Below are 20,117 nucleotides of genomic sequence, written 5' to 3'. Positions count from 1 at the left end.
TTCGACGAGGGAGGGCGCAAGGTGTACGATACGATAGCCGGCCGCAGGAGGCGGCTGGGGCTGGCCGCCTAGGCCGTCCGGAAAAACGTCCGCACCCCCAAACAAGGACGTAAAAGTGTTAGAACTTACACAAATCAGGACGTAATGGGAGATATTACCGTGGTGCGCCGTTGGCCTCGGCGAGAGTGGACCCGGGCGAGGCCGAGTAGATCGGCTAGCCGTTCTTCTTCTCCTGCTCCCACACGAAGCGGAGGTTGTCGGGGCCTTCGGCCCACTGGCGCGAGGAGAAATCGAACAGCAGCTCGTAGGTGCGCGATGAGGCGAAGGCGTCCAGTGCATCATCGAAGGGAGCGCCGGTGTCGTCGCACCAGTCTTCCAGCATGGTTCGCATCACCACAACGGCGCACGCTTCGCGCTGCTCGTCGGTCACGGCCTCTTCGTCAAATCCCATAGGGCTCGCTCCCCTCGAACGTAAGGCATTCGAGGGGAGCGTAACTGCCGTGGTAGAGGGTGAGATCGTCTTTCAAAGCTAGCATAGCGAATACCCTTTTGCGGTAAGGTAGGTCTCGATGTTGTCGAGGGCTTGCGGGTTGAACTACAATGGGGCGCTGGACAGAGGCGCTCATTGCGGGGTGCTGGAAGGCTCTCTTGAAAGGACAAATTATGGCGAAATCGGCAGTGGTATTTGTAGCGAACGGGTGCGAGCCCGTGGAAGTGGTGGCCCCGGTGGACGCCCTTCGGCGCGGCGGGGTGGACGTGGTGCTGGCCGCCGTGTCCGACGATCTGACCGTGCGGGCGGCTCAAGCGGTGACGCTTCAGGCCGATGCGCCGCTTTCCACCCTCGATCTGACGCAGTTCGATATCGCCATCGTGCCCGGTGGCTCGGTGGGCGTGGACAACCTGGGCAAGAGCGCCCGTGTGGTGGCCGAGCTGCGGCGCCGCATGGAAGCCGGCGAGCTGGTGGCCGCCATCTGCGCCGGGCCCATGGTGCTCGCCAACGCGGGGCTGCTCACCGGGTGCAAGGCCGTGTGCTACCCCGGTTGCGAGGAGGGCTGGCCGGCTGGCATCTACCAGGCGGGCAAGGACGTCTTCGTCGACGGCAACCTTATCACTGCCACGGGCCCCGGCACGGCGCTGCCCTTCGGCATCCAAATTTTGCGCACGCTCGAAGGCGACAAGGTTGCCGATGATGTGGCTTCGGGAATGCTGCTGAAATAATCATCGCATTGCCATAGCGCGACGAGGGTTGCGCGGCGGCGGGCGAAGGGGCGGCGCAGGAAGCGCAACCCCTTCGCCCGTCGTGCGTTTCGGGTCGAAACCTTCTCACCCATTCTCGGGTATATTTTACGTTTTCCCAGGTGACCGCTGGGTGAATACCCGAATGCGGGCGATGTGCGGCCTGCTGCATTCCACTTAAGATGTGTCTCGTTCGGTTCGCTTATGGGAGGGCCGGATGCGTGCCGGTTCACGTAAGGGAGGGCCGGGCGCGAACCGTCTTTAGGAGGATGCAATGGAAACCAATCTTTCCCGTCGTGGATTTCTGACCGGTGCCGCCGCGGCCGGCGCCCTGGCCGCCATGGGCCTTGCGGGCTGCGCACCGACCCCCGCGGCCGAGGGCAGCACGAAGACCGCCGAAACCGGGGCCGCCGCTCCCAGCTGGCGCGACAAGCCGGAGATGCCCACCGAGTTCGTGGAAACCGTCGATGCCGACATCGTGGTCGTGGGCGCGGGCAACGGGGGCCTTGTGGCCGCCACCACCGCCGCTCAGAACGGCGCGAAGGTGGTCGTGCTGGAGAAGGCCGGCGCCATCGCCGCCGCTCGCGAGGCCATCGGCGCTCTGAATTCCAAGCTCGCCCCCGACCATCAGGAAGACGTGCCGACGCTTTTGAACCACGCCAACCAGACTCAGGCCGGCGACGCGAACATGCTCATGTACAAGACCTGGGCCGAGAAGTCCGGCGAGATGATCGAGTGGATGGCCGACACACTGGGCCCCAAGGGCATGCTCTTTCCCTTTGAATGGCATTGCCCGGACGACCCGCACGCCTACTACCCGGCCATGTGCTACAACCCCTGCATCGGCGAGTACAACCCGGACGGCCCGAACTACAACTCCTACGCGCACCTGGAAGTGATGCGCGACGTGTTCACCGAGGACCTCGGCGGCGAGATCCGCTTCGAGTGCCCGGCCCAACAGCTCGTCATTGACGAGTCTGGCCGCGTGACCGGCGTGGTGGCCGAGGGCAAGGAGGGCTTTATCCAGGTGAACGCCGCCAAGGGCGTCATCATCTGCACCGGCGGCTACGGCGCCAACAACGAGATGCTGGCCGATCTGGCTCCGGGCAACTCGGCCTGGTGCGCCCTGCGCGATTCGGTGACCGAGACCGGCGACGGCATCCGCATGGCGCTGTGGGCCGGTGCCGAGCTTGAGGCCGGGGGCGCCTGCATGATCTGGAACCGCGCCATTCTGCCCGACGGCTTCGAGTTCAACGAGGATCGCATGGGCGGCGACATCTTCCTGCCCGGCAGCCAGCCCTTCTTGCACGTGAACGTGAACGGCGAGCGCTTCATGAACGAGGATCAGTGCTATCCCATGAGCTACGCCGCCGGTGCGAATCAGCCGAAGCACTACAGCTGGATCGTCTGGGACGGCAACTACTGGGATGACATCGCCCAGTTCGACACCTGCGGCTGCTCCCGTCTGTACCCGGCGCCCTCCGGCACTGCCTTCAACGCCGACGTGTACGACTGCGAGGCCATGTCCAAGGAGCACCTGGACGAGTTCTGGCTGAACCCGCGCCTGGAGGCCGGCACGCTGAAGAAGGCCGACACCTTAGAGGCGCTGGCCGACATGATGGAGTTCGACGCCGACCAGAAGGCCACGTTCCTGGCGACGGTGGAGCGCTACAACGGCCTGGTGGCCGCAGGCGAGGACACCGATTTCGGCAAACCGGCCTACCGTCTGTCCGACGTGGAGACCGCGCCCTTCTACGCGGCGCGCATTGGCGGCGAGCTGCTGGTGACCATTCACGGCGTCATCACCGACGTGAACTCGCGTCCGCTCAAGAACGACGGCACGCCCATCGAGGGCCTGTACGTTTGCGGCAACGACCAGGGCGGCTTCTATCCGCACAACTACCCGAGCAACTTCACGGGCATCAACGCTGGCCGCACGGCCACCTTCGCCCGCATCGCCGCCAAGCACGCCTTGGGCGTCGAATAGGGCGACCGCTCGCTTTTCCCGAGCCTGCCAACCCTCCCTTCAGCAGGCGTTTTTCAGGGCTCCCCTTCGAGGGAGCCCATTTTTGCGTTTTGGCCAAAATCACCGCCGGACGAGGTCGATGAGCTCTTGGCGGGAGTGGACGCCCAGTTTTGCGTAGATATGCTTGGCGTGGGTGGCCGCCGTCTCGCGGCTGATGATGAGCTCGTCGCGGATGTAGGGGATGGAACGGCCCTGGGCGAGCAACGCGAGCACCTCGGTCTCGCGCGGCGTGAGGCCGCCGACGCGGGCGAGCTCGTCGATGCGCGCCGCGCCGTGCACCTCGCCAGATGCGTCGGCGGTTGGTGCGGTAGTGGGCGCCGGTGCATCCGGCTGAGGCTCACCGGGCTGGTCCATGGCATCGTGGGCATCCGGCGATTCGGTCACGATGCCCTTCCCATGCGCGTGGGGCTGATCCTTTGCGGTCTCGGGGATGCGCAGGAATGTGGAGGTCTCGCCCATGACGGCCATGGTGACCGTCACGAGAACGACGATGCACCCCACGCTCACCGCGGTGAGCCCCGCCGGCTGTGCCAACATCAGCGGTTCGAAAACGATCCACAAAACGACGCCGAGAAGGTCGCCCGCATGCACGAACAGCCACCCCAAGCTGGAGGCCTGGGCGGGGGTCGCGCGGCCGGCGGCAGCGTAGTTGGCGAAGTAGATCTGGGCGATCAGGCAGAAGGTGAAACGGCCTCCAAGCGATGCGGCCACGGCAACAAGGGCGCCGGCCTGCCCGAACAGGATGACGGCCGCAAATCCGATGACCAGGGTGGGGCATATCCAGCGGTAGAGGAAGAACAGGGATATGCGGCGCGGTCCCGATACGGCCATGGCCGCTACCACGGCCATCATGAGCGCGCTGAACAGCAAGATGGCTTGAAGGGGGATGCCTTCCACCCGCTCCGCGCTCATCATGCCCGCGATGCTCACGATAGAGAAAACGACGAGGATGCCGACCCCCGTGCGCCCGAGTCCCGCCAAAGGGGAGCGACGCTCGGTTGCGAAGCGATGGGCGGTTGCGAGCGCATCTTCGGTTCGGGCGGCTTCCGACGTCCATACGAGATAGAAGCACAGGCCGGAAAAAAGCGGCAGCGCCGCGGCGACGGCGGCGGGCACCCAACCGTCCATGGCGGACACCAACAGCACGATGAGAGCCGCGGACACGGCGGAAACCGGCGCGAGCCATTCCGCTCGATCGCGGGGAATGACGGCGTAGTACTCGCCCCACATCGCCCACAGAAGCGCGCTTCCGATGCCCGTGGCCACGGCGCCGATGCCGAAGAGCGCAGCGTTCAGCCCTGGATCGGCGACGGAGACGAACATGAAGGGAGTGCTCGCGGCCGTAAGGGCGGGGGCGACGACGAAGAGGGGACGATGGCTTGTGGGCGAGCCGATGCGCGGCTCGGCGAGCACGATGGCCGCCAGGGTCGCCACCGACGCGGCCAAGGGGAGCACGGCGTAGAAAAGCGCGGCGCCCATCGAAGAGGGTCCGGAGGGCGCGCCAGCCGCAGCGCCGCCTCCGCCGGGTATTTCGTCCCCGCTCAGCACGCCGGCTGCGTTGGTGTAGAACACGCAGAACACCCAGGCGAGCAGAAACGCCCATCCCAGCTGCCGCAGCGGCGCGACCTCTCGGCGCTCGTCGTTCTGCGGCGCCAGCCATGTTTCGAAGCGTTCCTTCACAGCCCTCCCTTTCCAATCCCCCTCATTGTAGCGCTAATGGCGCGAAGGCTACCGCAGCATGAACTTCATGGCGACGGGGTTGTGGTCGGAGTAGGCGAAGTCCAGATCCACGGTGGAGCAGTCGAGGCACTCCACGTTGTCGGAGTAGATGAAGGTGTCCATGACCCAGCGGTCGTTGGTGCCGTCGTAGGGGCGCCCGGCGTCGCGGCAGGTGGCGGCATCGGGGAAGGCGGCGGTGCCCGTCTCGTCCAGCTTCGCCTTGGCGGCCACGGTGAAGCCTTCGGGCACGCCATCGAAGTCGTAGGGCTTCGCCCAGCTTTCCACGGCCTGGGCGGCGTTGCCGTACACCTCGCCGGAGACGCCGATCATGTCGTGGTTGTAGTCGCCGCCGGCGATGACGTAGTTGCCGGCGGCCCGCTCAGCCGTCATGTCCTCGTAGAGCTTCTCGCGCTGGGCCGCCATGATGGAAGCGTCGGCCCCGTAGGCGGACAGATGCACGTTGAAGAGCACGAGCTCGGCGTCGCCCGCGGGCACGCGTACGATGGAGTAGCAGCGATCCAGGTCGAGGAACTTGCTGAAACTCTCGGAAATGGGCAGGCTCTTGCGCACCGGGTCGCCCACGGGCAGGCGCGAGAACGTGGCCAGCCCCGCGCGGTTGGCGCCGTGAGGTGCGTAGAGGGGCCAGGCGAGGAAGGCCGAGTCGTAGTTCTGGCAGAACACCGACCAGTCGCTGGGGAACTGGGTGCGCAGAAGCTCGTACTCGTCGATGTGGTGGCTGCGGGTGCCGTCTGTGTCCACTTCTTGGAAGAGAACGAAACCGGGCGAAAGCGCACGTATGGCCTCAGCCGAGCCGAGAATGTCCTCGCGCACCACCTCCGGGCTTTCCGCCACCGATCCTGTGCCGCCGTCCATGAAGAAGTCGAAGTCGCGGTTGTAAGCGCCGAAACCGAGGTTGGCTGTCACCACGGTGAACTCCTCATCAGCGGAAACGACCGGCGCAGCCTCGTCGGCAGCCAAAGGCGCGTCCACGGTGAGCGCCAGATTGTCGGGGAGTCGCTCGTAGGTGACCATGACGTAGGCGACGTAAACAAGGGCCACGGCCAGAAGCGCGCCGAGCAATGCGAGCAGAACCGTTATTATGCGTTTGGCCACAAAAGGCTCCTTTGACGAGGGAAAAATCCATTCGGGTCATTGTACTTCACCCTGATACACGGGTCATTGTGGAATACCCTAGCTTAACCATATCGTTAGGCAGTCGCATTAGATGACTAAAAACTCACCATTGAATTTTAATCTGAACACTCTGTATCCAGATAATGACAGGGAGGTAACAGAGACCTGACGCGACAGCGACAAGCTAGAGGAAGCTATAAGGTACGCTCCATCGGATTGCACAGGTAGCAAGCATTCCCTTTGGCACCCTTCTTCTCGCGGGTTGGTCGCTTGGGTGCGCTTAAAGACAGGAGGTCCCTCATGCAGTCGAACAAGAAGAGCACCCGAGGTGTGGCGACGCGCGAGGTACTCCGCAGCAACGACACGGCCAAGCGGTCGGCGGAGATCGTCGTCGCCGCGCGCGAGCTGTACGAGGAGAAGGGCCTGGCCCGCACCTCCATTCAGGACATCACCAACCATGTGGGCGTGACACGCTCGCTGTTCTACCACTACTTCCAGAACAAGGAAGAAGTGACGAGCGCCGTGCTCGACCAGTACATCACCGATTTTCTGGAGGCCATGCAGCACTGGCACGAGAGCCAGACGGCGTTGGCCACCGACGAATCGCTGCACTCCATGGTGAAAATCATGCGCATGGTGCTGTTCGAGAAGAACACCTTCCGCATGGCCCTTTCCACCCAGGAGAATGCGGCGCTGTACCTGGATTTCCTCAATCGCTTCGCCGCCCAGGGCGCCGAGTTCATGGTGACGCACCCCATGGTGGAGCAGACGAAGTACGGCGAGCAGTCCGACCATCTGTACGAGACGTTCTACGTGCTCATTGTGGGGCTGGTGAGCTATCTGCGCTCGCATCCGGATGTGGAGGACGAGGTGCTCATCGACGTCGTCACTCGCATGCTCAACATCGAGCAGGCCGAGGAGGCCCGCGAGCTCGCTTAATTCGGGGTTCCGCACTGCTTCTGGTTGGAAGGTCGGCGATCTTGCCAAGCTGCTCTGGCGCTCTTCGCGGCCGGATCCTGCGTCGCGCCGCCGTTGCGCGGCGGTATGGCGAATCGGTTACGATCTGTGCGCCGCGCCGCCTATCGGCTATCATCTTACTCGTAAGGTAACGGGCCCGCCCGCGTAAGCGGCGGGCCCGTGCGCGATTGCGGGAAGGAGGGGCCATGGACATCAAACGAGTGCTGGCGAGCGCGCCTCGCGACCACGATCCGGGCGCTGCCCGTCCGCTGCTCACGCGCTGGGGCGAGGCGTTGGATCCGGAAACCGTGCGCGGCGAGCACCCGCGCCCGCAATTCGCCCGCGACCGCTTCATATCCCTCAACGGTTGGTGGGACTACGCTTTCGTTCCCATGGGAGCTCATCGTACCGTGCGGCCGCCCGATGCGTTCGACGGGCGCATCCTCGTGCCCTTCTCGCCCGAGTCTCTGCTGTCGGGGGTGGGTCGCCAGCTTCAGCCCGACGAGCTCCTGTGGTACGTGCGCCGGGTGCCCGTCCCCGCCATGGGCGAGGGCGAGCGCTGCCTGCTGCATTTCGAGGCCGTGGACTTCGCCTGCGCCTGCTGCGTGAACGGCCAGGTCGTGGGCACTCACGAGGGCGGGTATCTGCCGTTTTCCTTCGACATCACCGAGGCGCTGCGGGCAGAGAAGACAGCCGGCGAGGGGAGTGCGGAAGCGCGTTTCCAGGGCGCGGAAGCAATGACTGGGGACGTGGCGGTTGAAGGTGCCGGAGACGCGAAAAGCGACGCCTGCGGGGAGGGAAAGGCCGATCTCGAAGAGGCGGCCGACTTGGCTCCGGCGCCGCCGCGGGAGTTCGTGGTCGCCCTGTGCGTTCGCGACCCGAGCGATGCGGGCACCCAGCCGCGGGGCAAGCAGAGGCTCAAGTCGGGCGGCATCTGGTACACGGCCCAAAGCGGCATTTGGCAGCCGGTGTGGATGGAGGTCGTTCCCGCTCGCCGCGTGCTGGCCCTGGCGCTGCATCCCGATGCCGATGCCGGCATTCTGACGGCGGATGTCGATGTGAGCGGAGACGCGGGCCTGGTGCGCATCTACGTTTGCGACCCGACGGGCCGCCAGGTGGGCGCCGGCGCCGCTTTCGCCGAAGAGGGCTCGGTGCCGGTGGGGGTTGAATCCTCAGGGCAAGCAGGGCCGGCCCGTCGCGTGCGCTTGCGGCTCGATCTCGGTGAGGTGCGCCGCTGGAGCCCCGACGATCCGTGCCTCTACGATATCGTCGTGCGATTCGGCACCGATGCGGTGCGCAGCTACACCGCCTTCCGCACGGTGAAGGTGGCTCCGGACGGCGCCGGCCGCTTTCGCTTCTTCCTGAACGGCGAGCCGCTGCTTCTGCGCGGGGTGCTCGATCAGGGCTACTGGTCCGACGGCCTCATGACGGCTCCCTCCGACGAGGCGCTCGCCTTCGACATTCAGGCCATGAAGGACGCCGGCTTCAACATGCTGCGCAAGCACTTGAAGGTGGAGGCCGACCGCTGGTACTACCATTGCGATCGGCTCGGCATGCTGGTGTGGCAGGACATGGTGTCGGGCGGCGGCGCTTACGACGGGTGGGAAACCAGCTACAAGCCGACGCTGTGGCGCGGAAGTTGGGACGGCTACGAGGACACCTCGGCATCCCATCAGCGGCGCCTCGGTTCCGATGACGACGCCTACCAGCGCCAATGGCTGCGGGAGTGCCGCGGCACGGTGACCCACTTGCGCGCTCATCCCTCGGTGGTCACCTGGGTGCTGTTCAACGAGGGCTGGGGGCAGTTCGACGCCCTGGCCTGCGCCGAAGAGGTTCACCTGCTGGATCCGACGCGTCCCATCGACGCCGTGAGCGGCTGGTACGACCAGGGCGCGGGCGACTTCCAGAGCGTGCACAACTATTTCCGTCCGCTTGCGGTCTACCGCGACCGGCGCGACCTGACGGGTTACGCGCGGCTGGCGGGCGGTCGTGCCTTCACGATTTCGGAATTCGGCGGATTGGTTCACGCCGTGGCGGATCACAGCGCCTTTGCGGGCACCTACGGCTACGGGGCCACCGACACGCCGGCCGAATGGCGCACGGAGGTGCATCGGACGCTGGACGCTGCGGCGGCTTTGGAGGGGGCGGGGCTTTCCGCCTATGTGTACACGCAGCTGTCGGACGTGGAGGAGGAGTGCAACGGCATCCTTACCTACGACCGGCGGGTGAACAAGCTGAAGGAGGACGGCGATGAGTGCGGTAGCGCTGAGATGTGATGCCGATGCCGACCGCATGTTGGCGCATCTGCGGGAGCGGTTCGCCGAGGTGTTCCCCGTGACGGGGTCGGCGGGCGACGGCGCCGGAGGAGACGCCGGCGGAAATCCCGACGAAGGCGCCGATGGAAGCGCTGACGCGGCCGTCCGGTTCGCGCCCGTGGCGGATCGGGGCTCTTTCGCGTTCGCCTCGGCGCCGGGGCGTCTGGAAGTGGCGGGCAACCACGTGGACCACCAGGGCGGCCGCGTCATCTCCTCGGCCATCGGCGAGCGAACGTGGGGGCTGGCGTCCGAGAACGGAGGACGCCTGGTGCGGGTGGCCATGGAGGGTTTCGGCACCGATGTGATCGACTTGGACGATGCGGACTGGTGGGCACCCCATGGTGTGGAGACCCAGTCCTCCGCCGCCCTTCTGCGCGGCATGCTGGCCGCTTACGATGAGGCCGGCGGCACGTTGCGCGGTTTCGATCTGGCCACCTGCTCGGAAGTGCCCGCCGGCTGCGGCCTGTCCTCCTCGGCCGCCTTCGAAGTGATGGTGGGCGCCGTTTTAGAGGGGCTGTTCGGCCCCGGGCCCTTCGCGGGCGTGCCAGCGCCGACGCCGGGCCGGGACGCTGCGGAAGGGGAGGGGGATGGCTTCGTTCCCCTGAATCCCGTGGCGCTGGCCCTGGCGGGCGTTACCGCCGAGCAGCGCTACTTCGGCAAGCCCTGCGGCGCTCAGGATCAGCTGGCCAGTGCCTGCGGCGGTACGGTGCTGCTCGATTTTGCGTCGACGGTGCCCCAGGTGACGCCGCTTGCCTTCGACGCGACGGGCGTCGGCTACGCCGTGGTGCTCATCGATTCGCGCCAGGACCACTCGGTGCACACCGAGGAGTTCGCCTCCGTACCCGCCGACATGCGCATGGTGGCCAACCACCTGGGCGTCGCGCGTCTGGGAGACACGACCGCGGACGTGCTGCTCGCGAACCTGCAGGATGTTCGCGCGGCGCTGGGCGACGGGCGCGCCATGCGGGCGCTGCACTACTTCGACGAGGTGGCCCGGGTCGATCGGCAGCGTGAGGCTCTGGAGGCGGGGGATTTCCCGCTGTTTCTGAAGTGCGTGCGCCTGTCGGGGGCCTCGTCGGCCCAGTTTTTGCAGAACGTGTCCCCGCGCGATACCGGCTCCGGGGAGCGCCAGCCGGCCATGCTCATCCAGGGGCTGTGCGCGCACCTGCTCAGCGAAGAGGGCGCCTGGCGCATCCACGGCGGCGGCTTCGGCGGCTCGGTGCTGGCACTCGTGCCCCGAGCCGAGGTCGCCGACTTCATGGAGACGATGGACAAGCTGCTCGGCTACCGTGCCTGTCGCGAGGTGGTCGTGGGCGGCCCCGGCGTGCTGGCGAGGCGGCTGCCGTGAGCGGAGTCGCAAGAGGCGTGGAAGGTGCCTCAGAGTATGCCGTGGACGAGCGCGGCAATCCTTTCTGGATATACAGTTCTCCGGCGGGGCCGCTGGAGATCACCATCAACCTGGCCAAGCCCGAAAAGGATCCGCGGGATATCGCCGCTGCTGCGGGGGCAACCCTCGGTGGCGCAGCGCTTGAGGCGACGCCTGCTGGGGAAGGCGAGGCTGCGGCGGCAACGGTGGAGGGCGACGCGAGGGAAGGGGCTCCCTCTGTCCCGACGACCTGCGACTTGTGCTGGGAGCCGTCGGGGGAGGACGGTCCGGCGCACCTGCGGCGCTCGGGCGCGCCCGTGACCGAGGTCGCCCTCGGCGGCGAGCCCTGGGCCTGGTGGTTCTCTCCCTACGGCTACTTCCCCGAGCACCTCATCGTGGCGTCTTGCGAGCACCGTCCCATGGCCATCGATCACGGCACCATCGCGCGGCTGCTCGATTTCTCGGACGCCTATCCGCGGTGGTTCATCGGTTCCAACGCCGATCTGCCCATCGTCGGCGGTTCCCTTCTGGGGCACGACCATTTCCAAGGCGGCGGCCACCGCTTCCCGTTGATGAATGTGCCGATTGCGCGCGCGTTTTCCATCGAAGGCTTGGAAAGCGTGGAGGCTGGCATCGTGCGCTGGCCCGCGTCCGTGGTGCGACTGCGCAGCCGCGATCGCTCCGCTCTCGCTGAAGCGGCTTGTCGCGTCCTGGATGCCTGGCGTCCCTTCAGCTTCGAGGAATGCGATATTCGGGCTTTTTCGCTCGTCCCGGACGACGGCCGCGAAGGCGCCGTGAGCGCTTCGGGCGCCCTGGCCTCGCCCGCGCGTTTCGTACAGCACAACACGGCGAATCCCATCCTGTGGCGCGAGGGCGACGACTACGTGATGGATCTCGTGCTGCGCAACAACCGCACGACGCCGGAGCACTCCTTCGGGCTTTTCCACGTGCCGGAGCGACTCTTCCACATTAAGAAGGAGAACATCGGCCTCATCGAGATCATGGGCCGCGCCATCCTCCCCACGCGCCTGGCAGCCGAACTGCCTGTTATCAAGGACGAATGCAGCCGCGCCTTCTACGAGATTCTCGTGGCCACGGGCGTCTTCAAAGACGATGCCGCCGGCCGCCGCGGCTGGGAGGCCTTCCTCGCGACTATCTAGGAGCGCCGCGGCTTACCGCCGGCGGTGTGGCGGACGACCTCGAAGCGCTCGAGGTGCACCTGCTCATCCGGCCGGATGCCCGCTTTCTGCTTGGCGATGGCAATCTGGTCGAAGACGGTGTCGACGCCTTCCAAATCGGGAAGCAGAAGGCCCCGGCGATGTCCGCGGGTCACGATGACGCCGTAGCGCTCAGGGTCGAGCTGTTCCAGGTTGTCGACGGCCTCCGGTTCGCCGAGCACGTCCACGGAATATTCGAGGTGGGGAAGTTCCTCGGGGCGCACGGGGGCGAAGCGCGGATCCTCGGTGGCCGCCGCCACGCCGTTGCGGATGATCTCCTCGGCAAGGCTTTTGCGCACCGGCGCGATGGTGCCGATACAGCCGCGCAGCTGCCCGTGCTCGTGTAGGCTCACGAAGGCCCCGGCGCGCCGGCCCGTCAGCTCCTCGGGTGCGTCGGCGGGAAGGGGGAAGACGGTGCCCTGCGCGACGATGGACTCCACGCTCGCCCGGGCAAGGGCCACGATGGGGTCGTCTCCGGGGCGCGGCGGCCACGCCGGCGAACCGCCGGGAGCCCCGCCGATCTCGCGATCCTCTTCCCGCACGATTTCGGACGCCGCTTCCTCTTCGGTGCTCTCGGGAGCGTTCTCAATCTCGAAGGCGGCCACGGCGTAGCCCACGCCGAAGGGCTCCTCGTAGCTTAAGAGCACGGAAGCGAAAGGCTCGCCGGTCGCCTCTAGGGCGCCGGCCATGATCTGGAAGGAGCGCAGCCCGCACTCGGCGGCACCATCGCAGAGGGCGGCGTCCAGGCCGAACAGGCCTTCCAAATCCCCATGGGCGAAAAGCTCGGTCACGATACGATCGAACTCGGGTCCTTCCGGGGCGAACCCGTAGGGGCCGTCCTCCTTCAGCTTGTGGGACACGTCCCCGCTTGCGACAAGCACGCAGCGGCGGTTCAAGGAGCGGGCGGCCTCGGCAATGGCCCGGCCCAGGAAGCGGTGATCGGCCTCGGAAAGCCCCGAGAGCCCCATGCGCACCACGGCCACCGAGCCCAGGTCGACGGTCTCTTCCAAGAAATGGAGCGGCACGAAGGTGGCGTGGTCGATGTCGGCCATGGACGCCGGGGCACCGGCCGAGGGAATGCCCCGGCGGTGCAGGCGCGTGGCCACGTCCTTGGCGAAGGGAAGGTCGGTGCGGGTCGTCATGCGCTCGCCCGGCTGCCCGAAGGCGGCCATCGAGCCAGTTTCCTCCGGCGTGTCGGCGATGAAGAACCCGTCGCGGTAGAGCGGCGCGTGGGGCGAGGTGATGACGATAAGGTCGGGTCGGTGGGCGGCCACGCGTCGGGCGACCTCGCGGTAGGCGGCGATGGTATCGGCGATGGCCGTCTCCTGGCCGCGCCCGACGGCGGGCACGATGAGCGGCGGATGGGGCACGGCGTAGGCGGCGAGCAGGGCCATGGGGTCACCTTTCTTTCCGGGCGGGCTGGCGAACGCGGGCGGGCGAGCAGCGCGCGAACGCTGAGGCGCGAACGCTTAAGCGGCGCGTTCCCTTGCCCTCCCGCGACGATGAGCGCTTTCATCCATGATGGCCTACCCGGTCCGCGTTTCCCGCCGAATCGCCAAACCGTCACGCGATCGTGGTCGTTGCCGGACTTCTTGACTTAGAGCCGACTCCAATCTTTACTATTCTCCGTATCAATGATTGAGAGGAGAATTCATGACCGCATCTTATGACGGCGTGGCCAAGCTCGGCTTCGGCGCCATGCGCCTGCCCCTGACTGATCCCGATGATGTGACGGCCATCGACATCGAGCAGCTGAAGGCCATGGTGGACGAGTTCATCGCCAAGGGCGGCACCTATGTGGACACCGCCTTCGTCTACCACGACGGGCACTCGGAAGGCGCCCTGCGCGAGGCGCTCGTGGAGCGCTATCCGCGCGACGCCTACACCCTGGCCACGAAGTGTTTGGCCTGGGCCTGCGCCAGCAAGGAGGAGGCCCAGGCGTGTCTGCCCACCTCCCTTGAGCGGCTGGGGGTCGACTACATCGACTACTACCTGCTGCACAACCTGGGCGGCGCGCGCACGGTCAAGTTCGACGAGTACGACATGTGGAACTACGTGGCGAAGGCGAAGGCCGACGGGCTCGTGCGTCACGTCGGCTTCTCCATGCACGACGGCCCCGAGACGCTCGATGAGATTCTGACGGCGCACCCCGAGGTGGACTTCGTGCAGCTGCAGGTGAACTATCTGGATTGGGACGACCCGGTCACCCAGTCGGCGCGCTGCATGGAAGTGGCTGCGGCCCACGGCAAGCCAGTCATCATCATGGAGCCGGTGCGTGGCGGACGCCTGGCGAATCTGCCCGAGCGCGGTGCTGCGGTGCTCGCCGCCGCTGATCCGGATGCGAGCCAGGCCAGCTGGGCCTACCGTTACTGCCTCGATCTGCCGGGCGTGCTCACGGTGCTCGCCGGCGCCTCCACGCTCGAGCAGATGCAGGACAACATGCGCACCTTCCAGACCCGTAAGCCGCTGACGGATGAGGAGCGCGGCGCCATCGACGGTGCCATCGCGGCCCTGCGCAGCGTGGACCTCATCCCGTGCACGAACTGCGGCTACTGCGTAAAGGACTGCCCCGAGGGCGTGAAGATTCCCATCGCCATGAACCTGCTGAACCTGGAGCGCACTACCGAGGACAACGAGTTCGTCAAGGGCCTCTACTCTTGGCAGGCCGCCGAGGGGCCCGCTTCGAAGTGCATCCAGTGCGGCACCTGCGAGGCCATGTGCCCCCAGTCCATCGACATCATCGACCACCTCGCCGAAGCCGTAGAGCATTTCGAGGGATAGGGGAGCGTCTTTTAGACGGGAGGGCCACAGTGGCGGCCCTCCCGTCGTTTACCGCCCAAGCGAATGGTGTCCGAAGCTACGAGCGCAGCATCTTCCTTCGTGCCTGCTTTAGCCAGTTTTTCTTGAATGATCCGACCCCGCCAAAAAACTTGTCGTAGGTAGCTCCGTTTTCCTTGGCGGCATATTTGACGGCAGCAAGCTCAATGGTGCAAAGATAGTCGGCCACCTGGGCCAGTCGGTATTCAGTCATTGTTGTGCGCTTCTTTACCACGGCCTCTTTGGAAAGAGTCGAATAAATCGCCTCATCTAAAGCTTTCTTCACTATGGCCTGGCCGTTGTCATAGTAGAGCTTTACATGATCGAAGCCTTGGAAGTAGGCGAGGTGATCCGCTATCATCTCCGACGCATCACGCCTCATGCGCGCAGCAAGTTTCTCAATGTTTGGGAACTCGCTTCTCTTGTAGAGGAAGGTCTTGTACTGGATGGGGAGGCGTTGCACTAGGACGTTGAAGGAGACGAGTAGTTTTTTGCGCTGGGTTAACCCTAGGTTTTCGTAATCGTCGTGACCATTCAAGAGAGGTTCTGAATGGAAAGGAATGTTAGGAAGATCTGCAGCAGCTAAGGTCTGCTCATAGGCCTGAATCTTGCTGGTGATTCTATCGGATTGCTCATGTAGTACGAAGGTGAGCAAATAGTATCGGGTAGCAATACTTTTATCGCCACTTTCATCAACGAAAAGTGATAATTCGCGCATTGTCTTTGTTCCCCTAATATAAAAGTTGCCGGGGGATAAGCCCCCGGCGCTTGGAGGTAGCGCTATGTGCACCACCAAGAAAAGCTTATACCATGCTTTGAAAATCCTGACAAGCACTTTTTGGCTCCTGTTCTCATGAGCTCGCAGGGGCCGATATTCTTCTGAAATGTTCGAGCCTGACCTAGTTCGTACATCTCCGAAATTCAGTTGGCAACTGAGGAAATCCTCCTTCGTGTTTCTCATAATTAGATTCGCTCTATTTGCTTGCAGAATGGTTTTGTTCTCGAAGAAGAAGGGAATGCCCTAATGAAGGAGCAGCTAAATATAACAATGCTCTGCGCCGTTTTGGCGTTGAGCGGAGCGTGTCTCGGAGGGTGCGGGATGCAGGGTGGATTCGTTGGCGAGCCGTCCGATACTACTGCGAGCCAGATCCCTCCGATGGCTGAAGACGCAGAGGGTGACAATGACTCTAAAGCTGAAGAATCGCAGACGGCCGCACCGTTCAATCTTGACGGGGTTATCGAGCAGACGGTGCTGCTCGACGATGACGCGCTAACTATCGTAGCGGAAAAGCTAGAGTATCGAAACGATATGGCCTACCTTACGCTTTCGATCACCAACAACACGGAAGGGGAACTCGACGTCATGACCTCGACGCTGGGCTACAGCGCCAATTACGTGAATGGATGCATGATGACGGCAGGTCATCTGAGTGTGCAGCTCCCAGCTGGGGAAACAACGGAGGAGGAGATTGGCTATTCCCTCTGGGAATTGCAGCTGTACGGGATGAAGGGCATAGGGGCGCTTGGATTAGGTGTTCGCGCGGTTAACGATGAATTCGAAGAGGTTTTCAAGGGTATTATTGAAGTGGCGACATCCCTTTACGGAGAGGACTCGATTGATTCAGGCACTTTCGCTGGCTTCCTCGATAGTCCTGCTTTTGCTCAAAGACTTGGATACGATGTCGAAGCGGCTTCGTCGATCGACCATAGCCTCGGCGCCGCCGGTCTTGATGCTCTTTCGGCCTTCTTGCTCACCAATCAGGAAGGTGAAAAGGCTGTTATGGTTGAGCTCACGAATAATACTGATGATGCCCTAATCGTACATGTGAGTGATGTGTCCATTGATGGGGCGTTGGCTTACGAAGGGCCATGGACGGTAGACACGGTTGCTCCTGGAAAGCGCTTTGTCATAGACGATTTGCTTCTGAGCTCTATGGTGGAGGACAAAGCCGATCGGTTCGATCTGTCCAAGGTGGGTAATGTGAGTATGACCATTTCGATAACCGATGCTAATAGGAACACGATCCTAGATTCAGCCGAACTGACGGTCTCTTTTTAGCCGAAGAAGATATTCTTCCGAAGTGCCACAATCACCACAACTGCTAAGGCTTTGTTCTGGGATCTGACGGCGACCGCGTGTGGCTGTGGCGCATGGCGCGGTCGCTCAGGCTCGCACCATGCGCTATAATTCCCTCTACCACAACTGCCGTCGATGATGGCGCAACAACTGAAGAGCAATATGCGGCCTGGAAGGCATCTGCTTTCTTCTGGGTTGATTGCTCTGTTGCAACGCCTTGGCAGTTGTGGTGACTGTGGCGGATGCCTTCCAGATTGTCATCTGCAAAGGTTCCCGCCGATCGCCTGTCCTGTGCTGTTCGGAAAGGGGCTCCGTTATGCTGGATTCCAAGAAAGTTACCAAAATCAATAAAGTCCTCGCAAAAGGAAAACTTGTAGTGCTTGGCGCTCTTGTGGGCATTTTACTGGGAGTGGGAGGCACGATTTTCTTTCAGAACTGCAACCCTCCCGATGAAGACAAGGGTGCCGCCGCAACGGCGGTCTTCGGTCGTTTTGTGGAGCAGACCGAGCTCGTGGGGATATCCCAGGATTATTGCATAGTCGACAAGTATCCCGACGTGGAGACTTTTTTCGACCTTTTCGACCTTCCCTGGACGGCTAATAGCGTATGGTATCGCTATGCGGGCACGTTGAAAGCGGGTGTGAACATGGACACAGCTGAAATGTGGCCCGATGGCACAGTCGTCCACGTGACGCTCGATCAGCCGTACATCATCTCCAATACGCCTAACATGGATATTTCCGGTGTGTTAGAAGAGAACAACAACATTCTCAATCCCATTCATGTGGAGGATGTCGATGAGATTCACCGCGAATGCATCCGCATCAGTGAAGAGAACGCGGTTGAAGGAGGGTTGCTCGAAGAGGCCCGGATTCAAGCGGAAAGCGACATTACCACGCTTTTCAAGTCAGCGCTAGGCGATGAGTATAATGTCGTATTCGACTGGCGTGCGGCATAAGGAGGGCGTTACGCAAGAAGGGCCCATGATCGAAGAACGCTTGACAGAGGACTTGCTGGCGCGGTTGCTTGCGGCACCGAACCCTGATAGCTATCTTGGCGAAGGGCTTACGTTGCAGCGCTCCCTTGCCGACTATCTGCATGAACTGCTGGCGGCTAAAGGCCTGAAACGGGCCGACGTGTATCGGGCCTCGGGATTGAATTCCACGGTTGTCTACGATGCGTTCTCGGGCAAAAGCCGACTGGGGCGCGACAATGCGCTCATGGTGGCGTTCGGGCTGGGCTGCTCGCTGCGCGAGACCCAGCGGCTTTTGAAGTTGGCCGGTGCGGCCGAGCTGTATCCTAAGGTGCGTCGCGATGCTATCATTATCTGGTGCATTGATCGCGGAATGTCGCGCGAGGCCTGCGACGACGAGCTGTGGCGCTTCGGCGAGAAAACGCTTTTGGGCACGTGCCCGCTGCAATAAGGCGATGCGTAACTGGTTGGAAGTCGAGAGAGAAGGACGAACATGGCGATGGGACCTCGGGAGGGGCGAGTGCTCCACGCCATGAGCATCGATGACGCCTATGAGGTGCAGCGGGTGCTTTCTTCGGGCTCCGGCGGCCGAACCGAAGTCGTGACCATCGATGGCTTTGGTCCCTATTTGCGCAAGAAGATTCCGTCGCCGTTGGTCGATCGCCGGGTGTGGGCCGCTTTGTCCGAATGCGTCGGCTTGCGTCTGCCGCATGTGGTTGCGACCTATGAAACGCCCGATGAATTTGTCGTTGTGTGCGACTTCGTGCCGGGCGACACGCTCTACGAGGTTGTGAGCGCGCAGGGGCGTCTCCCCGTCTCCGAGGCGGTGCGCATTGCGCTTGAAGTGTGCGAGGCAGTTGAGGAGCTCCATCGCCGCGGTATTGCGCACTGCGATATATCGCCGCGAAACGTTCTTCTGGCTGCCGATGGAGCGCATCTCATCGATCTGGGCATCGCGCGGCCTTTTGGAGCCGAGCCCTCTTCGGAGACTCCGAACCTTGGAACCCACGGGTTTGCGGCGCCCGAGCAGTATGGGTTCGCGCCGGTCGATGAGCGCACGGACGTTTATGCTGCAGCGCGGCTGCTGGGATTCATGCTTACGGGGCTTGAGCCGGGGGATGCCTATCGGGTGGCACTCGTGGATGAATCTGTTGTGCCTACCCCGCTGCGCGCCGTAATTGAGCGCGGGAGCGCCTTTGAGCCGAGCGCTCGTTTCCAGACGATACGGGACTTCGCCTGTGCCGTGCGAGAAAGCGCGAAAGGTGCTTTCTCGCACGGTGCCTCTCAGGCGCGAGAGACTTCCTGCGAGGCTGCGGACACATTCGGGGCAGTCGGGGACGAGGGCGATAACTGCTGTGGCTCCGCCGCGTCCTCGGGCATCCGCGTTCCTGCTAAGAAACGACGAACCGCGTTTGTCGCGGCCTCCTGCATCGCTGCAATCCTTATTGTTCTTGCTGTGGCGATCGGCTACGCCGCCTTGTCGGATGTGTTGGCGGAGGTAGGCGCTGGGCGCGATGGGGGCTCTGTTCATCAAGCGAAGGACGATCATGCGTCGAGCAGTGATGCCCTGCCTGTCGATGGGGAAGCCCCTGAGGCGGCAGATAGATCGTCGTCGGACGGATTGCCTCCAGCGGGCTTCTCGGAAGAAGAAATGGTGTTTTCCAAGGAGGATCTCGTTGTCGCAGAGTCCTCGTGGCGCATGTCGAACGGGTGCATCTCTTACGTGGTTGCCTTGAGAAACGAGAGCAAGGACATGGCGGTTGATTATCCTGCCTTCAATATTGTGGGACGAGACTCCGAAGGGAAGATCGTTTCGTCGGAGGAGCAGGTTCTTCCTAGGCTTAATCCCGGCGAGACAATGTACTTCGCGTCTATTGCCGGTACGGGGACGGTGACTCCCCATTCGGTTGATTTTCTACCGATCGCACCTGATGACTACCAGGTTCACCGGGCCCAATCCGAGAGCGCGGTGTTTCGCGTGGCGGACGTTTCGGCCACAACCGATGCGCTTGGCGGAACGGTTTTCGTTGGCGAAGTGACCTGGGAGGGCGGCGAAAGAGACGAAGACGCCGCAGGTGACGCTCTCGTGATGGTAGCTCTGAGGGATGGTGCGGGAAAACTGATTGGCGGGACGATGGCGCTCGCAAGCTGTCCCGAGCGCGGTGTTCCGGCGGGTTTCCAAACGTTGGGAGAAGAGATGCCGGATTATGCGAGTTTTGAGGCATATGCTTACGCATGGTAGCGGTCGTCTTTGCTCGAGGCTGCTTCTCCCAAGTAGTG

At 63.4% G+C, this 20,117-nt stretch carries 16 protein-coding genes; 11 read left to right on the top strand and 5 right to left on the bottom strand.

What is annotated here, in order from left to right:
- Positions 1 to 214 precede the first annotated feature (214 nt).
- On the bottom strand, positions 215 to 451 hold the full coding sequence (locus ACW4LP_RS08885) for a hypothetical protein (protein WP_114548826.1): 237 nt from the start codon (positions 449 to 451) through the stop codon (positions 215 to 217).
- A gap of 212 nt (positions 452 to 663) precedes the next feature.
- Between ACW4LP_RS08885 and ACW4LP_RS08880 the strand changes: the two genes are divergently transcribed.
- Entirely contained in the window at positions 664 to 1,218 is a 555-nt protein-coding gene (locus tag ACW4LP_RS08880; protein WP_455803739.1) for a DJ-1 family glyoxalase III, read from the top strand.
- Positions 1,219 to 1,510: 292 nt separating this feature from the next.
- Positions 1,511 to 3,223, top strand: a complete 1,713-nt coding sequence (locus ACW4LP_RS08875) for an FAD-dependent oxidoreductase (protein ID WP_455803738.1) — start codon at positions 1,511 to 1,513, stop codon at positions 3,221 to 3,223.
- A gap of 99 nt (positions 3,224 to 3,322) precedes the next feature.
- Here ACW4LP_RS08875 and ACW4LP_RS08870 read toward each other — a convergent pair whose 3' ends face one another.
- Together ACW4LP_RS08870 and ACW4LP_RS08865 are read right to left on the bottom strand one after the other, a co-directional pair.
- On the bottom strand, positions 3,323 to 4,942 hold the full coding sequence (locus tag ACW4LP_RS08870) for a response regulator transcription factor (protein ID WP_455803737.1): 1,620 nt from the start codon (positions 4,940 to 4,942) through the stop codon (positions 3,323 to 3,325).
- Between the two features lie 48 nt (positions 4,943 to 4,990).
- Positions 4,991 to 6,094, bottom strand: coding sequence for an endonuclease/exonuclease/phosphatase family protein (locus ACW4LP_RS08865; protein WP_455803736.1), 1,104 nt, complete (start codon positions 6,092 to 6,094; stop codon positions 4,991 to 4,993).
- Between the two features lie 321 nt (positions 6,095 to 6,415).
- On the opposite strand from ACW4LP_RS08865, the gene ACW4LP_RS08860 reads away from it, so the two are divergent.
- From ACW4LP_RS08860 to ACW4LP_RS08845, 4 genes are all read left to right on the top strand, one after another.
- On the top strand, positions 6,416 to 7,054 hold the full coding sequence (locus ACW4LP_RS08860) for a TetR/AcrR family transcriptional regulator (protein WP_022740496.1): 639 nt from the start codon (positions 6,416 to 6,418) through the stop codon (positions 7,052 to 7,054).
- 224 nt (positions 7,055 to 7,278) lie between these two features.
- Positions 7,279 to 9,348, top strand: coding sequence for a glycoside hydrolase family 2 protein (locus ACW4LP_RS08855; protein WP_455803735.1), 2,070 nt, complete (start codon positions 7,279 to 7,281; stop codon positions 9,346 to 9,348).
- Positions 9,323 to 10,735 (top strand): galactokinase, encoded by a 1,413-nt coding sequence (locus ACW4LP_RS08850; protein ID WP_455803734.1) that lies wholly within the window; start codon positions 9,323 to 9,325, stop codon positions 10,733 to 10,735. The genes ACW4LP_RS08855 and ACW4LP_RS08850 overlap by 26 nt, the downstream gene beginning before the upstream one ends.
- Entirely contained in the window at positions 10,732 to 11,913 is a 1,182-nt protein-coding gene (locus ACW4LP_RS08845) for a hypothetical protein (RefSeq protein WP_455803733.1), read from the top strand. The genes ACW4LP_RS08850 and ACW4LP_RS08845 overlap by 4 nt, the downstream gene beginning before the upstream one ends.
- On the opposite strand, the gene amrA is transcribed toward ACW4LP_RS08845, so the two are convergent.
- The gene (gene amrA, locus ACW4LP_RS08840) at positions 11,910 to 13,364 is read right to left on the bottom strand and encodes an AmmeMemoRadiSam system protein A (protein WP_455803732.1); all 1,455 of its coding nucleotides are present in this window, start codon (positions 13,362 to 13,364) and stop codon (positions 11,910 to 11,912) included. The genes ACW4LP_RS08845 and amrA overlap by 4 nt on opposite strands.
- Before the next feature lie 259 nt (positions 13,365 to 13,623).
- Between amrA and ACW4LP_RS08835 the strand changes: the two genes are divergently transcribed.
- On the top strand, positions 13,624 to 14,751 hold the full coding sequence (locus ACW4LP_RS08835; RefSeq protein WP_455803731.1) for an aldo/keto reductase: 1,128 nt from the start codon (positions 13,624 to 13,626) through the stop codon (positions 14,749 to 14,751).
- Positions 14,752 to 14,827: 76 nt separating this feature from the next.
- Here ACW4LP_RS08835 and ACW4LP_RS08830 read toward each other — a convergent pair whose 3' ends face one another.
- A complete protein-coding gene (locus ACW4LP_RS08830) occupies positions 14,828 to 15,622 on the bottom strand; it encodes a DUF3800 domain-containing protein (protein WP_418980409.1) in 795 nt (264 codons plus the stop codon).
- A gap of 189 nt (positions 15,623 to 15,811) precedes the next feature.
- Here ACW4LP_RS08830 and ACW4LP_RS08825 point away from each other — a divergent pair, with 189 nt between their 5' ends.
- The 4 genes from ACW4LP_RS08825 to ACW4LP_RS08810 all read left to right on the top strand — a co-directional run bounded on the left by ACW4LP_RS08825 (position 15,812) and on the right by ACW4LP_RS08810 (position 20,079).
- On the top strand, positions 15,812 to 16,846 hold the full coding sequence (locus ACW4LP_RS08825; protein ID WP_114548818.1) for a hypothetical protein: 1,035 nt from the start codon (positions 15,812 to 15,814) through the stop codon (positions 16,844 to 16,846).
- A 334-nt stretch (positions 16,847 to 17,180) separates the two neighbouring features.
- Complete coding sequence (locus ACW4LP_RS08820; RefSeq protein ID WP_455803730.1) at positions 17,181 to 17,822, top strand: DUF4230 domain-containing protein; 642 nt, start codon at positions 17,181 to 17,183, stop codon at positions 17,820 to 17,822.
- A gap of 25 nt (positions 17,823 to 17,847) precedes the next feature.
- Positions 17,848 to 18,288, top strand: coding sequence for an XRE family transcriptional regulator (locus ACW4LP_RS08815; RefSeq protein WP_181815534.1), 441 nt, complete (start codon positions 17,848 to 17,850; stop codon positions 18,286 to 18,288).
- An 81-nt stretch (positions 18,289 to 18,369) separates the two neighbouring features.
- Complete coding sequence (locus ACW4LP_RS08810; protein WP_455803729.1) at positions 18,370 to 20,079, top strand: protein kinase domain-containing protein; 1,710 nt, start codon at positions 18,370 to 18,372, stop codon at positions 20,077 to 20,079.
- The last annotated feature ends 38 nt before the right edge of the window (positions 20,080 to 20,117 follow it).

Source organism: Adlercreutzia sp. CNCM I-6215 (assembly GCF_977072315.1).
Note: the sequence above shows the minus strand (reverse complement) of the source record. Positions and strands in the feature narration are given on the sequence as shown.